At 66.3% G+C, this 14,375-nt stretch carries 10 protein-coding genes; 6 read left to right on the top strand and 4 right to left on the bottom strand.

Annotated features, from left to right (window positions below; translation table 11 throughout):
* The first annotated feature begins 130 nt into the window (after nucleotides 1-130).
* From rluB to truB, 6 genes are all read left to right on the top strand, one after another.
* The gene (rluB, locus tag U5760_RS02985; RefSeq protein WP_322009497.1) at nucleotides 131-1,939 is read left to right on the top strand and encodes a 23S rRNA pseudouridine(2605) synthase RluB; all 1,809 of its coding nucleotides are present in this window, start codon (nucleotides 131-133) and stop codon (nucleotides 1,937-1,939) included.
* A gap of 500 nt (nucleotides 1,940-2,439) precedes the next feature.
* Nucleotides 2,440-2,898 carry a ribosome maturation factor RimP gene (gene rimP / locus U5760_RS02980; RefSeq protein ID WP_028212162.1) on the top strand — a complete coding sequence of 153 codons (459 nt, stop codon included), beginning with the start codon at nucleotides 2,440-2,442 and terminating at the stop codon, nucleotides 2,896-2,898.
* Entirely contained in the window at nucleotides 2,895-4,370 is a 1,476-nt protein-coding gene (gene nusA, locus U5760_RS02975; RefSeq protein WP_322009496.1) for a transcription termination factor NusA, read from the top strand. Before rimP ends, nusA begins: the two co-directional genes overlap by 4 nt.
* Before the next feature lie 154 nt (nucleotides 4,371-4,524).
* Nucleotides 4,525-7,488, top strand: a complete 2,964-nt coding sequence (gene infB / locus U5760_RS02970) for a translation initiation factor IF-2 (protein WP_322009494.1) — start codon at nucleotides 4,525-4,527, stop codon at nucleotides 7,486-7,488.
* Between the two features lie 82 nt (nucleotides 7,489-7,570).
* Nucleotides 7,571-7,945: a 30S ribosome-binding factor RbfA gene (gene rbfA, locus U5760_RS02965; protein ID WP_028227181.1), complete on the top strand. Its 375-nt coding sequence runs from the start codon at nucleotides 7,571-7,573 to the stop codon at nucleotides 7,943-7,945.
* A gap of 105 nt (nucleotides 7,946-8,050) precedes the next feature.
* Nucleotides 8,051-9,031, top strand: a complete 981-nt coding sequence (gene truB / locus U5760_RS02960) for a tRNA pseudouridine(55) synthase TruB (RefSeq protein ID WP_322009492.1) — start codon at nucleotides 8,051-8,053, stop codon at nucleotides 9,029-9,031.
* A gap of 114 nt (nucleotides 9,032-9,145) precedes the next feature.
* Here truB and U5760_RS02955 read toward each other — a convergent pair whose 3' ends face one another.
* The 4 genes from U5760_RS02955 to U5760_RS02940 all read right to left on the bottom strand — a co-directional run bounded on the left by U5760_RS02955 (nucleotide 9,146) and on the right by U5760_RS02940 (nucleotide 14,240).
* Nucleotides 9,146-10,708 (bottom strand): DHA2 family efflux MFS transporter permease subunit, encoded by a 1,563-nt coding sequence (locus U5760_RS02955; protein WP_322009490.1) that lies wholly within the window; start codon nucleotides 10,706-10,708, stop codon nucleotides 9,146-9,148.
* A 34-nt stretch (nucleotides 10,709-10,742) separates the two neighbouring features.
* Entirely contained in the window at nucleotides 10,743-11,996 is a 1,254-nt protein-coding gene (locus tag U5760_RS02950) for an EmrA/EmrK family multidrug efflux transporter periplasmic adaptor subunit (RefSeq protein WP_322009488.1), read from the bottom strand.
* Nucleotides 11,997-12,069: 73 nt separating this feature from the next.
* Nucleotides 12,070-13,659 (bottom strand): efflux transporter outer membrane subunit, encoded by a 1,590-nt coding sequence (locus U5760_RS02945; protein WP_322009487.1) that lies wholly within the window; start codon nucleotides 13,657-13,659, stop codon nucleotides 12,070-12,072.
* An 86-nt stretch (nucleotides 13,660-13,745) separates the two neighbouring features.
* Nucleotides 13,746-14,240 carry a MarR family winged helix-turn-helix transcriptional regulator gene (locus U5760_RS02940; RefSeq protein WP_322009485.1) on the bottom strand — a complete coding sequence of 165 codons (495 nt, stop codon included), beginning with the start codon at nucleotides 14,238-14,240 and terminating at the stop codon, nucleotides 13,746-13,748.
* Nucleotides 14,241-14,375 lie beyond the last annotated feature (135 nt).

The raw sequence follows: 14,375 nt of genomic DNA, 5'->3' as shown, positions 1-14,375 counted from the left end.
CCGCTGCGACGCGGCGCAGAACGACCCCGTTTCGACGACGGGCAACGAAGCCGCTCATCGCGGCGTCTGACGTAACAAGCACTTGACGCGCCCCGCAAGGGGGCGCGCAACCTGACATTTTGAGGTTGTTTTGACTGATATCCACGACACCGATTCGACCGACGCGTCCGAATCATCGCGCCGCGCGGCCTCCGCGCATGCCGACGAACCGCGTGAGCGCGAAGCGGCAGGCGTTGCCGCCGAGGGTGGCGAAGGCGAGGACCGTCCGCGCCGCGGTTTGCGCCGCGGGCCGCGCAGCCTGATCGCGCGCCGCCGCGCGGGGGCGAAGACCAAGGCTGCCGATGCGGCGCCGGGCGAAGGCGAGAACGTTGCCGTCGAAACGCCGCCGGAGGGCGAGGCGGCCGCGCCGGCGCGTGCGCCGCGCAAGGAAGGCGGCGCGAAGAAACCGGGCCGCCGCAAGGAAGCGGCGCCGGGCGCCGAGCCCGCACAGCCGCAGGCTGCGAAGCCCGCGGGCAAGGGCCCGAAGGGCCGTCAGGGCGAAGGCAAGGGGCGCCAGGGCGAGGGCAAAGGGCGCGCAGGGCAGAATCGAGGTCAGGCTCAGGCCGCATCGGGCGAGGGCGCGCAGGACGATCTGTTCCTGTACGTCACGTCGCCGGCCTTCGACGCCGACAATTCCGCGGGTTCCGGCGTGCGTGCGCCGATGCTGCGCCGCGGCCACGCGCAGCAGCCCAAGCGCGTGCTGAGCGCGGACGACGACGCGCCGAAGCTGCACAAGGTGCTTGCCGACGCGGGCATGGGCTCGCGCCGCGACATGGAAGAGCTGATCGTAGCGGGCCGCGTTTCCGTGAACGGCGAACCGGCGCACATCGGCCAGCGCATCCTGCCGACCGACCAGGTCCGCGTGAATGGCAAGCCGATCAAGCGCAAGCTGGCGAACAAGCCGCCGCGCGTGCTGCTCTACCACAAGCCGACCGGCGAAATCGTGAGCCATGCCGATCCGGAAGGCCGTCCGTCGGTGTTCGACCGCCTGCCGTCGATGAAGACCGCGAAGTGGCTGGCCGTCGGCCGTCTGGACTTCAACACCGAAGGTCTGCTGATGCTGACGACCTCGGGCGATCTGGCCAACCGCTTCATGCATCCGCGCTATAGCGTGGAGCGTGAGTACGCGGTGCGCGTGGTCGGCGAGCTTTCCGAGGGGAACCGCCAGAAGCTGCTCAAGGGCATCGAGCTCGACGACGGCCCGGCGAACTTCCTGCGCATCCGCGACGGCGGCGGCGAAGGCACGAATCATTGGTACCACGTGGCGCTGGCCGAGGGCCGCAACCGCGAAGTGCGCCGAATGTTCGAAGCGGTCGGCCTGATGGTAAGCCGCCTGATCCGCACGCGCCACGGCCCGATCGCGCTGCCGAAAGGCCTCAAGCGCGGCCGCTGGGAAGAGCTCGAGGACAACCAGGTGCGCAGCCTGATGGCGGCGGTGGGTCTGAAGGCGCCGGCCGAAGAGAAGGGCGGCCGTGGCGGCAATGCGCAGGAGCGCCGTCAGCCGGATCCGATGCAGACCTCGATGGGCTTCATCAACCGTGAACCGGTGCTGAGTTCGCACGGCGCCATGGCGCAGCCGCGTCAGGGTCGCCGCGGTGCGGCCGGCGGCGGTTTCGGGTCGGGTGCGGGTGGTTTCGGCGCGGGCATGGGCGGCGGGCCTGGTGGTGGCCGCAACGGCAATCGCCCCGGCCGTGAGGTCGATGGCAATCGTGCGCCGGCCAGCGGCAAGCGCGCGAGCGGAGGCTTTGCCAACGGCAACCGCCGCGGCGCTCCGGGGGGCAATGCCAATGGCAATGGCAACGGTAACAGCAGCAGCGGCAATGCGAACGGCAACCGGGGACCGGGTAACAACCGGGGCGGCCAGCGCGGCACGCCGCGCAACCGCACGCGCGGCCATTAAAGCGTCTGCCTGGGGAGGCTTTGTCGCGAGCGGCAGGGCACCCGCAAAGACGGCCGCCGGTACCTTGATTAGAGCAGCGCGCTGCGGTCGTCAATCTGCCCGTCAACCCTTTCCAGACAGGCATTTAGCGCCGTCTGGTTTGCGTTGGCGTCAAAAAAAGGCTAGAATCACGAAGTCGCTGGGCGTGCGGCTTTGATTTGCGCCCCAGGTGCGACCACCTTGGCAATAAAAGAAGATGGGCGTTTCGCCCATTTTTTTTTGGTCCGGCCGATTGAGTCTGGCAGCAGCGGATTGGCAATAGCGGACAACGGCAAATAGCGGGCAACGGCAGCAGCGCCGGCTTATGCGAGGTGCGTCATCCATGGGGTTGGGCAAAGTGCAGGAGCGCGCGCTCATCTGGCGCGCGGCCTGCAAATCCGGAACCTGGCTGGAACCGGAGTGGAAACTGAGGAACCTCAGTCAGTTGCTGGCCTCTCGCGCGAATATCTGGAGCAGGCATAGTGCAACTGACGGAACTGATTGAAACCACGGTCACCGGGCTCGGTTACGAGCTGGTCGATCTCGAGCGCACCGGGCGCGGCATGCTGACGATCTACATTGATCAGCCGGCCGGCATCGCGATCGAGGATTGCGAGAAGGTCACGCGTCAGCTGCAGCACGTTCTGACCGTCGAAAACATCGACTACGAGCGGCTCGAAGTATCGTCGCCCGGTCTCGACCGTCCGCTGAAGAAGCTCGCGGACTTCGAACGCTTCGCAGGCTGCGAAGCGGTCATCACGTTGAAAAAGCCATTGGACGGACGGAAATCGTACCGGGGCATCGTGCATGCGCCCGAAGGCGAAACCATCGGTCTGGAATTCGAAGGGAAGGCAGGTCCCGCGATGCTGGATTTCACGCTCGCGGACATCGACAAAGCACGCCTTGTCCCCAAAGTTGACTTTAGGAGCCGCAAACAATGAGTCGCGAAGTGTTGATGCTGGTGGACGCGCTGGCACGCGAGAAGAATGTCGACAAGGACGTGGTGTTTGCCGCCCTTGAAGCGGCGCTGGCGTCCGCCTCCAAGAAACTCTTCGACGAAGATGCGGACATCCGCGTGCAGATCGACCGCGAAAGCGGCGAGCACGAGACGTTCCGCCGCTGGCGCGTCGTGCCGGACGAAGCGGGCCTGCAGGAGCCGGATCAGGAGATCCTGCTGTTCGAGGCGCGCGAGCAGAAGCCCGACGCCCAGATCGACGATTTCATCGAGCAGCCGGTGCCCTCGGTCGAGTTCGGCCGCATCGGCGCGCAGGCCGCCAAGCAGGTGATCCTGCAGAAGGTGCGCGACGCCGAGCGCGAGCAGATCCTGAACGACTTCCTCGAGCGCGGCGAAAGCATCATGACCGGCACGGTCAAGCGCATGGACAAGGGCAACTTCATCGTCGAATCGGGCCGTGTCGAAGCGCTCCTGCGTCGCGACCAGCTCATTCCGAAGGAAAACCTGCGCGTGGGCGACCGCGTGCGCGCCTGGATCGGCAAGGTCGATCGCACGGCGCGCGGCCCGCAGATCGAACTCTCGCGCACGGCGCCCGAGTTCCTGATGAAGCTCTTCGAAATGGAAGTGCCGGAAATCGAGCAGGGGCTTCTCGAGATCAAGGCAGCCGCCCGCGATCCGGGCGTGCGCGCCAAGATCGGCGTGGTGGCCTACGACAAGCGTATCGACCCGATCGGCACTTGCGTCGGCATCCGCGGTTCGCGCGTGCAGGCCGTGCGCAACGAGCTCGGTGGCGAAAACGTGGACATCGTGCTATGGTCGGAAGATCCCGCCCAGTTCGTCATCGGCGCGCTCGCGCCTGCAGCCGTGCAATCCATCGTCGTCGACGAGGAAAAGCACGCCATGGATGTCGTCGTGGACGAGAGCGAGCTTGCGGTCGCCATTGGCCGCAGCGGCCAGAACGTGCGTCTTGCCAGCGAACTCACCGGCTGGCAGATCAATATCATGACGCCGGACGAAAGCGCGCAGAAACAGAACCAGGAGCGCACGGTGCTGCGCGACCTGTTCATGGCGCGCCTCGACGTTGACGAAGAAGTCGCCGACATCCTGATCGACGAAGGCTTCACGAGCCTCGAAGAGATCGCCTACGTGCCGCTGAACGAGATGCTCGAGATCGAGGCGTTCGACGAGGACACCGTGCATGAGTTGCGCAACCGCGCGCGCGACGCGCTGCTCACGCAGGCTATCGCCAACGAAGAGAAGGTGGAAAGCGCCGCGCTCGACCTGAAGAGCCTCGACGGTATCGACGCCGATCTGCTGGCGAAGCTGGCGCAGCACGAGATTCACACCCGCGACGAGCTCGCCGAGCTGGCCGTGGACGAGCTCACCGAAATGACGGGGATGGAAGAGGACAACGCGAAAGCGTTGATCATGAAGGCACGTGAACACTGGTTTCAATGACCTGGCAACAGGCCTGAAGCCGGTGGCGAACGAGCAGGAAGCGACCATGACCCACTGAACCAATCGCGGCCGGCACGCCGCCCATGAGCGGGTGCCGGGGCCGCATGAACCGATGTCAACCGCAAGGAATCGCTCCTTGCATTAAGAGGAATGAATGGCGAGTAACAACGTAGCCCAATTTGCCGCGGAACTGAAAATGCCTGCAGGCGTGCTGCTGGAGCAGCTGCAGGCAGCAGGCGTCACGAAAGCGAGCGAAGCCGACTCCTTGTCCGAAACGGACAAGGCGCGTCTGCTCGACCACTTGCGCAAGTCTCACGGCTCGACTGATGCAGACAAGCGCAAGATCACGCTGACGAAACGGCATACGTCGGAAATCAAGCAGTCCGATTCGACGGGTAAGGCTCGCACCATTCAGGTCGAGGTGCGCAAGAAGCGCACTTTCGTCCGCCGCGACGAGTCCGCCGGTGAGGCGGAGGCATCGAATCATGCCGCCGACGCAGCCGCTGCCGCCGAAGAGGCGGAGCTGCAGCGCCGCGAGGAAGAAGCGCGCCGCGAGGCCGAACTGCTCGAGCGCCAGGCTCAGGAGTTGAAGGAGCGCCAGGAGCGTCTCGCGCTTGAAGAGGCCGAGCGCCGCGCACGCGAAGAGGCTGCCGAAGCCGAGCGCCGCCGCGCCGAGGAAGAAGCCGCGAAGAAGAAGAGCGTGGCTGAAACGGCTGCGCGCGAGCTGGCCGCCCAGGCGGTCGAGGCCGAGCGCAACGCCGCCGAGGCACAGGCAAAGCAGGAGCAGCAGGACCAGCAGGAAGAGCAGCGCGCCGCCGCCGAGCGCGCGGCGCAGCGCGAAGCGGCCCAGAAGGCCGAGGCTGCTGCACGCGAAGCCGCTGAAAAGGCGCAGAAGGAACAGGACGAGATCGCACGCCGCCGCGCGGCTGCCGAAGCCGAAGCGCGCGCGATCCGCGAAATGATGAACACGCCGCGCAAGGCGCAGGTGAAGGCGCCCGAGCCGCCCAAGCCGGTCGAGGCACCGAAGCCCGCGGAAGCGAAGGGCACGCTGCACAAGCCGGCGCGTCCCGAAGGCGCGGCGCGCCCGGCAGCCGGTGCAGGCGCCGCGGCGAAGCGTCCCGCAACGGCAGCGGCTCCGTCGGCGACCGCGCCGTCGGCACCGGGTGCCGGCGCGGGCGACCGCAACAAGAAGCCGGGTGCCGGCAAGGGCGGCTGGCAGGACGACGCCGCGAAGCGTCGCGGCATCAAGACGCGCGGCGATTCGTCGGGCGGCGTGGACCGCGGCTGGCGCGGCGGCCCGAAGGGCCGCGGCAAGCACCAGGACAGCGCTTCGTCGTTCCAGGCGCCGACCGAGCCGATCGTGCGTGAAGTGCACGTGCCGGAAACCATCACCGTGGCCGACCTCGCGCACAAGATGTCCGTGAAGGCGTCGGAAGTCATCAAGGTGATGATGAAGATGGGCCAGATGGTCACCATCAACCAGATGCTGGACCAGGAAACGGCGATGATCATCGTCGAGGAACTGGGCCACAGCGCCGTTGCCGCGAAGCTGGACGATCCGGAAGCGCTGCTGGTCGAAGGCCAGGCAACGGCTGTGGACGCAGAGCAACTGCCGCGTCCGCCGGTCGTTACCGTCATGGGTCACGTCGACCACGGCAAGACCTCGCTGCTCGACTACATCCGCCGCGCGAAGGTCGCAGCGGGCGAAGCCGGCGGCATTACGCAGCACATCGGCGCGTATCACGTCGAAACGCCGCGTGGCGTCATCACCTTCCTCGACACGCCGGGTCACGAGGCCTTCACGGCCATGCGTGCGCGCGGTGCGAAGGCAACCGACATCGTCATTCTGGTGGTCGCGGCCGACGACGGCGTGATGCCGCAGACGAAGGAAGCGATCGCGCACGCGAAGGCGGGCGGCGTGCCGCTCGTCGTGGCGATCAACAAGATCGACAAGCCGGATGCGAATCTGGACCGCGTGAAGCAGGAGCTCGTCGCCGAAGGCGTCGTGCCGGAAGAGTACGGCGGCGATTCGCCGTTCGTGCCGGTGTCGGCGAAGACCGGCGCGGGCATCGACGATCTGCTCGAAAACGTGCTGCTGCAAGCCGAAGTGCTGGAGTTGACGGCACCGGTCGAAGCGCCGGCCAAGGGCATCGTGATCGAAGCGAAGCTCGACAAGGGCAAGGGTCCGGTCGCCACCGTGCTCGTGCAGTCGGGTACGCTGAACCGCGGCGACGTCGTGCTCGCAGGCAGCGCCTACGGCCGCGTGCGCGCGATGCTCGACGAGACGGGCAAGCCGACGAAGGAAGCCGGTCCGTCGATTCCGGTCGAAATCCAGGGTCTGTCGGAAGTGCCGGCGGCGGGCGAGGAAGTCATCGTCCTGCCGGACGAGCGCAAGGCGCGCGAAATCGCGCTGTTCCGTCAAGGCAAGTTCCGCGACGTCAAGCTCGCGAAGCAGCAGGCCGCGAAGCTCGAGAACATGCTCGAGCAGATGGGCGAAGGCGAAGTGCAGAACCTGCCGCTCATCGTCAAGGCCGACGTGCAGGGTTCGCAGGAAGCGCTGGTTCACGCGCTCCTCAAGCTCTCGACGAGCGAAGTGCGCGTGCAGATCGTGCACGGCGCGGTGGGCGGCATCAGCGAAAACGACGTCAACCTGGCCACGGCTTCGAAGGCGGTCATCATCGGCTTCAACACGCGCGCCGATGCTCAGGCCCGCAAGCTGGCCGAGGCGAACGGCGTGGACATCCGCTACTACAACATCATCTACGACGCAGTGGATGAGGTGAAGGCGGCGATGTCGGGCATGCTGGCGCCGGAGAAGCGCGAAGTCGTGACCGGTATGGTCGAAGTGCGTGCGGTCTTCAAGGTGCCGAAGGTCGGCGCCGTGGCGGGCTGTATGGTCACGGACGGTATCGTCAAGCGTTCGTCGTCGGTGCGCGTGCTGCGCAACAACGTGGTCATCCATACCGGCGAACTCGACTCGCTCAAGCGCTTCAAGGACGACGTCAAGGAAGTCAAGCAGGGCTTCGAGTGCGGTATGTCGATCAAGAACTTCAACGACATCGTCGAAGGCGATCAGTTCGAGGTGTTCGAGATCACCGAAGTCGCGCGTACCCTGTAATTCTCAGGCGCTACGCAATGCGGGCGGGGCGGGCGCTGGCCGGCTCCGCCCGTTTGTTTTTTTGCAAGAGGGTGGATAAATCATGACCAAAAAGCGTTCCTCTCCGAATCGCAACGTACAGATCGCGGACCAGATCCAGCGCGATCTGTCCGAACTCGTGTCGCGCGAAGTGAAGGACCCGCGCATCGGCCTCGTGACGATCCAGAGCGTCGAGCTGACGCCGGACTACGCGCACGCCAAGGTGTATTTCACGACGCTCACGGGCGACCCGCAGGCAACCCAGGACGCGCTCAACCACGCGGCGGGCCATCTGCACAACCTGCTCTTCAAGCGCCTGCACATCCACACCGTGCCGACGCTGCATTTCCACTACGACAAGACGGTCGAGCGTGCCGTCGAGATGTCGCGCCTCATCGACGAGGCCAATTCGACTCGCGCGAAGGACGACGACGCTTAATGCCGCTTAATGCCGCGCGGCGGCCCGCTTTTCGGGTGAGCGCATGTCATCCGCCGCCAGGCGGCGGATGAGTTCGCCGCGCCCCGCTGGTTTTTCCTGTTCGACATGACTGCCTCTTCCTCCTCTGCTCCACCGGCCGCGGCACGACCTAAGGCGGCCCCACCCAAGATCCCACGGCGACTGATCGACGGCGTGCTGTTGCTCGACAAACCGGTTGGCCTCTCCAGCAACGACGCGCTGATCCGCGCGAAACGTCTTCTTCGTGCGAAGAAGGCAGGCCACACCGGCACGCTGGATCCGCTCGCCTCGGGACTGCTGCCGTTGTGTTTCGGCGAGGCCACCAAGTTCTCCCAGGATCTGCTCGACGCCGACAAGACCTACGAGGCGACGATGCGCCTCGGCATCCGCACGGCAACGGGCGATGCCGAAGGCGAAGCGATCGAAACGCGCGAGGTTCGCTGCGACGAAGCGGCCGTGCGCGAGGCGATGACGAAGTTCGTCGGCGAGATCGTGCAGGTGCCGCCGATGTACTCGGCGCTCAAGCGCGACGGCAAGCCGCTCTACGAATACGCGCGTGCGGGCCAGGTGGTCGAGCGGGAAGGGCGCCGGGTCACGATCCTCGTGCTCGAGATGATCGCCTGCGCGTTGCCCGACGTGACGTTCCGCGTGACGTGCAGCAAAGGCACCTATGTGCGCACGCTGGCCGAGGATATCGGCGAGGCGCTCGGCTGCGGGGCCCATCTCGTGATGCTGCGGCGAACCGGCGTGGGCGCGCTCACGCTTAACCATGCCGTGACGCTCGATGCACTCACGGCCGCCGACGAGGCCGCGCGCGATGCCTGGCTGCAACCGGTCGATGCGCTGCTGTCGACCTTCCCGGCCGTGACGCTGGACGCCGAGGCTGCGCGACGCTTCACGCACGGCCAGCGGCTGCCGCTGCACGAACTGGCAGGTGATCGTGCCCAATGGGAAAGCGCGGAGCGCGTGCGGGTGTATGGCGACGACGCACGCCTGCTGGGCGTCGCGAAGGCCGCGAACGGCGTGCTGGCGCCCGAGCGGCTCGTGGTGAGCGGCGCGGCATCGTAAGCGTCGCACGCTGGAAGACGCGCAAAAAAGGCACGGCCGGTTTGTCGTTCAAACCGGCCGTGCCTTTTTTGTAGTCAGCGCGCGGCGCTTACACCTGTCGCCGCGTTGGACACCTCAGTGTGCCGCCGATGCCGCCGCACCCGCGTCGGCGCTGCTCGTGCGCTCGGGCCGCGTGATCCAGATCAGCGCGATCAGCACGATGAAGATCACCGACGAAATGAAGAACAGGTCGTTTACGCCGAGCTGCGCGGCCTGCTGCGACAGCATGCGGTCGAAGAGCCCATGCGCCTGCGACGTATCGAGGCCGGCCGTGTTCTGCATCTGCTGGATCGACTGGTTGAAGATCGGGTTGGTCGGCGTGGCGACTTCCGTGAGACGCGCGTGGTGATACGTCGTGCGGTGGTCCCAGGCGGTCTCGAAGATCGAGGTGCCGATGCCGCCGCACATGATCCGCACGAAATTCGAAAGACCCGATGCCGCCGGAATCCGGTTGCCCGGAAGGCCCGACAAGGTGATCGAGACGAGCGGGATGAAGAGCCCCGCCATGCCGATGCCCTGGATCAGCGTCGGCAGCGTGAGGGCCCACGTGTCCACGCCGGTCGTATAGCGCGAGCGCATCCAGAAGCACAGCGCGAACACCACGAAAGCCGCCGTCGCGATGTAGCGCGGGTCGGTGCGCGGCAGGATGCGGCCCGTGAGCGGCGAAAGCAGGATCGCGAAGAAGCCCACCGGCGCCATCACGAGCCCCGCGTCGGTCGCCGTGTAGCCGATGTCGGTCTGCAGCCACAGCGGCAGCAGCACGAGATTGCCGAAGTAGAGGCCGTAGCCCACGGAGAGCGCGATCGTGCCACCCGTGAAGTTGCGCCGCGCGAAGAGCGAGAGATCGACCACCGGATGCTTTTCGGTCAGCTCCCACACCACGAAGAACGCAAACGAGATGACCGCGGTGAGCGCGAGCACGACGATCGTGGTCGAGGAGAACCAGTCGAGGTCCTTGCCCTTGTCGAGCATCACCTGGAGCGAGCCCACCCAGATGATGAGGAGTGCGAGGCCCACGCCGTCGATCGGCGCCTTCTTCACGACCGAATCGCGGTTGCGGAAAATCGCCCACGTGGCGAATGCGGCGACGATCCCCACCGGGATGTTCACGTAGAAGATCCACGGCCACGAGATGTTGTCCGAGATCCAGCCGCCGAGAATCGGCCCGGCCACCGGCGCGATCAGCGTGGTCATCGACCACATCGAGAGCGCGATGGGCGCCTTGGCGCGCGGATAGCTCGCGAGCAGCAGCGTCTGCGAGAGGGGGATCATCGGGCCGGCCACGGCGCCTTGCAGCACGCGCGAGGCGAGCAGGAAAGGCAGCGTGGGCGCGAGGCCGCACATCCACGACGAGATCACGAACAGCACGATCGACGCCATGAAGAGGCGCACCTGGCCGATGCGGTCGGAAAGCCAGCCCGTGAGCGGCACCGAGATCGCGTTGGCCACGGCGAAGGACGTAATGACCCACGTGCCCTGGTCGGACGACACCCCGAGGTCGCCCGAGATCGACGGAATCGACACGTTGGCGATCGAGGTGTCCAGCACGTTCATGAACACCGCGAGCGACACGGCGACGGTGCCGATCACGAGCTGCGCGCCTTGCAGCGGCGCATGGACGACTTGTTGCTCTGCCATTAATTCGCTTCTTGTTGGCTATGCGCGCGCGAGCTTAGCCGCGTGCAGCTTTGACGCCGGCGGTCGCGCTGGTCGAGGACACCTTGGTCTTGCCGGTGTCGCCCGATGCGCTGTCGGCGCCGCGGCCTGCGTTTTCCGAAATGATGCGGGCGATCTCGGCATCGGCTTCGTCGCCGTACTTGTCGAACACGTTCGTCTGATAGACCGTGTTCAGCGCGGTGCCGAGCTGGCTGCCCGAATCGTCCTTGATGCTCACGTCCACCTGCATCGAGAGGCCGATGCGCAGGGGATGCTTTTCGAGTTCGGCCGGATCGAGCGAGACGCGCACCGGCAGGCGCTGCACGACCTTGATCCAGTTACCCGTGGCGTTCTGCGCGGGCAAGAGCGAGAAGGCCGAGCCCGTACCCGCCGAGAAGCCCACCACCTTGCCGTGATAGACGACCGACGAGCCGTACACGTCGGCCGTCATTTCGACCGGCTGGCCGATGCGCATGTGCTTGAGCTGCACTTCCTTGAAGTTCGCATCGACCCACACGGCGTTCAGCGGCACCACCGACATGAGCGGCGTGCCCGGCGAGACGCGCTGGCCGACCTGCACCGAGCGCTTGGCCACATAACCCGTGACCGGCGCCGGCAGCGTGTTGCGGGCGTTCGCGAGGTAGGCGTCGCGGACCTTCGCGGCGGCGGCCATCACGTTCGGATGCGTGGCGATGGTGGTGTTCGCGGTGAGCGCGCGGTTCGCGGCGAGCTGCTGCTGCGCGGCGGCGAGTGCGGCCTCGGAGCTCTTCACGGTGTCGCGGGCGTGCGAGATTTCTTCCTGCGAGACGGCGCCCGTGGTCGCGACTTCCATGCGGCGGCGCAGATCGTCCTGCGCGCGCGACAGGTCGGCCTGGCGAACCGCGACCTGCGCTTCGTACTGGCTGTCGTCGGCGAAGAGGCCGCGCACCTGGCGCACCGTCTGCGCGAGATCCGCCTCGGCCTGCTGGAGCGCGATGCGCGAGTCGGCGGGGTCGAGCAGCACGAGCGGGTCGCCGGACTTGACGGTTTGCGTGTCGTCGGCATTCACCGCGATCACCGTGCCGGTGACCTGGGGCGTGATCTGCACGACGTTGCCGTTCACGTAGGCGTCGTCGGTGCTTTCCGAGAAGCGCGCGACGAGGAAGTAATAGAGGCCGTAGGCAATGGCTGCAATCACGATCACGAGGACGAGCAGCGTCATCATGCGTTTGCGCTTGCCGTTGCTCGAGGTCGGCTGCGGATTGGCTGCCGGTTGCTGGGGGGTGCTCATGGGAGTGATCTCCAGGTTCTCTCTTGCTGTTCGTTCGATGCTGTGTGGTTCGCGTGTGGGCTCAGTTCGCCGCTCAGTTCGCCGCGGCTGTCGCTGGTGCCGCAGCCGATGCCGGCTGCACCGGCACGGTCGTGCCGCTCCACGGCGCGCCGTTCGGGCCCTTCGCCTCGCTGCCGACCTCGGCCGGCGGCGTGAGCCCCGCGTCGGCTGCGTCGAAGCCGCCGCCCAGTGCCTTGATGAGCGCCATCTGCTCGTCGCGGCGCTGCGCCTTGAGGTCCGTCACCGTCTGTTCCGCGGCGAGGCGGTTCTGGTCGGCGTTGAGCACCTGCAGCTGCTCCGAAAGGCCTGCGCGGTAGCGGATCACGGCGAGCTGGTACGCCTTTGTCGATGCGTCGAGGGCGTGCTGCGCGTCGATGAGCTGCTTGTCGGCCGAGCGGATCGACGAAACCTGGGTCGCCACGTCCTGGAACGCGCCGATCAGCGTCTGGTTGTAGTTCGCCACGTCGAGGTCGAAGTCGGCATAGCGGCCCTTCAACTGCGCGCGCAGGGCGCCCGCGTCGAAGATCGGCAGGTGCACGGCCGGGCCGATCTGGGCCTGACGGCTCGTGAAGTTGAGGAATTTGCCCCAGCCGAACGCGTCGAAGCCGAAGCCCGCCGCCAGGTTCACGTCGGGATAGAACTCGGCCTTTGCTTCCTTCACGTCGTGCATGGCGGCTTCCACCTGCCAGCGCGCCGCGACGATGTCCGGGCGGCGCGCGACGAGGTCGGCCGGCAGGTTGTCGGGTAGCGCGACCTGGGCAAGCGGATTGAGCACCGGCTGCGCGATCTGCAGGCCGCGGTCCGGACCCTTGCCGAGCAGCGCGCCCAGCTGATAGCGCACGGTCTCGATCTGGCCGTCGATCTGCGAGAGGTTCGCCTGGCTCGTGGCGATGTTGCCGTTGGCGGTCTCGCGCTCGACATTGGTGTCGAGGCCCGCGACCACGCGGCCATTGGTGATCGTGCCGATGGTCTTGCGGTTGCCGATCTCGCGCGCCGCGATGTCGCGCAGCGCATAGAGCTGCGCGAGCTGGTTGTAGGTGCGCGCGACCGAAGCGGCGAGCGTGATGCGCGCCTGCTGCATGTCGGCCTCGGCCGCCTTTTGCTGCGAGACCGCCTGCGCGAGACGCTGACGGTTCTTGCCCCACAGGTCGAGCTCCCACGAGGCGCTCGCGAGCACGTTGTTTTCGCTATACCAGGTGCCGCCATAGGGCGGGGGATAGAGCGAATTCGCCGAATAGAGCTCGCGGTTCCACGAGTAGCTCGCGTTGACCTTGGGGAAGAGCGCCGACTTCGAGGTGTCGATATACGACGAAGCTTTCGCGATGCGCGCCTGCGCCTGCGCGATGCTCGGGTTGCCATCGAGCGCTTCGTCGATCAGCTTCGGCAGTTGCGGGTCGCCGAACTGGTTCGCCCAGTCGAGCGTCGGCCACTGGCCGCCCTGCGCGGGGATGCTCTGCGAGGTCTCGAACTGCTGCGGCGCTTCGATCGCCTTGTCGCTCTTGATGCCGAAATAGTTCGCGCACCCCGCGAGGGCCAGCGCTGCGACCGCCGCCGCCGTGGCCGAGGCGGCCCGGTTGAGCTGCGCCCGGAGCCGGGGCCCGCTGGACAGGGAATGGGAGTTCATGGCTCGTCTCGATGCGTGAGAAGTGACAGTGATACTGGACGATGCAGCTATTTTTCTTTGCGACGCTTTCAAATTTGATTGCCCCGTCATGAATTCGCCGGCGGATTCTGGGTGGCATCGCCGCTATTGGCGAGCACCCGCCGCAGCATGCTCTTCAAGAATCCCGCTTCCTCCGGAGAGAGCCCGGTCATGAGCTTGTCCGTGATACTAGTGAAGATCGCCGGCATGCGCACAGCGATAGCCAGGCCCTCCGGCGTGAGGGCGAGCCGCACCGCGCGCCGGTCTTCCGAGCTGCGCACGCGCTGCAGCAGGCCGCGCTTTTCCAGCCGGTCCACGAGCCGCGTGACGGCGCTCGCGTCGATGCCGTACTCGCGCGCGAGCTCGGCGGCCAGCACGCACTTGCCGCTCGCCACCATGAACAGCACGCTCGCCTGCTGGCTCGTCACGCCGAGCTCGGCGACGGTGCGCTGGTTGACCATGTTCAGCATGGTCGATCTCACTCGCGCGATCAGGTAGCCAACGCTTTCGCCGAAGTCGTAATTGAGCACTGCGGGCGTAGGCGTGGGAGTCGGGTCCGTCATGATTCAGCTGCGACTGCAATGGTTGACCAGGCAGGGATTATAAAGTGCAGGTACTTGCCGCGGCAAGAGACTATTCTCTGTTTGCTGAATAACCTTTGCTGGATAAGGTCTTAATCCCTTGCGGACAGTACGGGA

Origin of the sequence: Paraburkholderia sp. J12 (assembly GCF_905220215.1) — a bacterium.
Taxonomy (GTDB): Bacteria; Pseudomonadota; Gammaproteobacteria; order Burkholderiales; family Burkholderiaceae; genus Paraburkholderia.
Note: the sequence above shows the minus strand (reverse complement) of the source record. Positions and strands in the feature narration are given on the sequence as shown.

Coding starts and splice junctions, on each gene's coding strand:
- infB (WP_322009494.1), top strand. CDS start 4,525: ATGGCGAGTAACAACGTAGCCCAATTTGCCGCGGAACTGAAAATGCCT.
- rbfA (WP_028227181.1), top strand. CDS start 7,571: ATGACCAAAAAGCGTTCCTCTCCGAATCGCAACGTACAGATCGCGGAC.
- U5760_RS02940 (WP_322009485.1), bottom strand. CDS start 14,240: ATGACGGACCCGACTCCCACGCCTACGCCCGCAGTGCTCAATTACGAC.
- U5760_RS02950 (WP_322009488.1), bottom strand. CDS start 11,996: ATGAGCACCCCCCAGCAACCGGCAGCCAATCCGCAGCCGACCTCGAGC.
- U5760_RS02955 (WP_322009490.1), bottom strand. CDS start 10,708: ATGGCAGAGCAACAAGTCGTCCATGCGCCGCTGCAAGGCGCGCAGCTC.
- nusA (WP_322009496.1), top strand. CDS start 2,895: ATGAGTCGCGAAGTGTTGATGCTGGTGGACGCGCTGGCACGCGAGAAG.
- truB (WP_322009492.1), top strand. CDS start 8,051: ATGACTGCCTCTTCCTCCTCTGCTCCACCGGCCGCGGCACGACCTAAG.
- U5760_RS02945 (WP_322009487.1), bottom strand. CDS start 13,659: ATGAACTCCCATTCCCTGTCCAGCGGGCCCCGGCTCCGGGCGCAGCTC.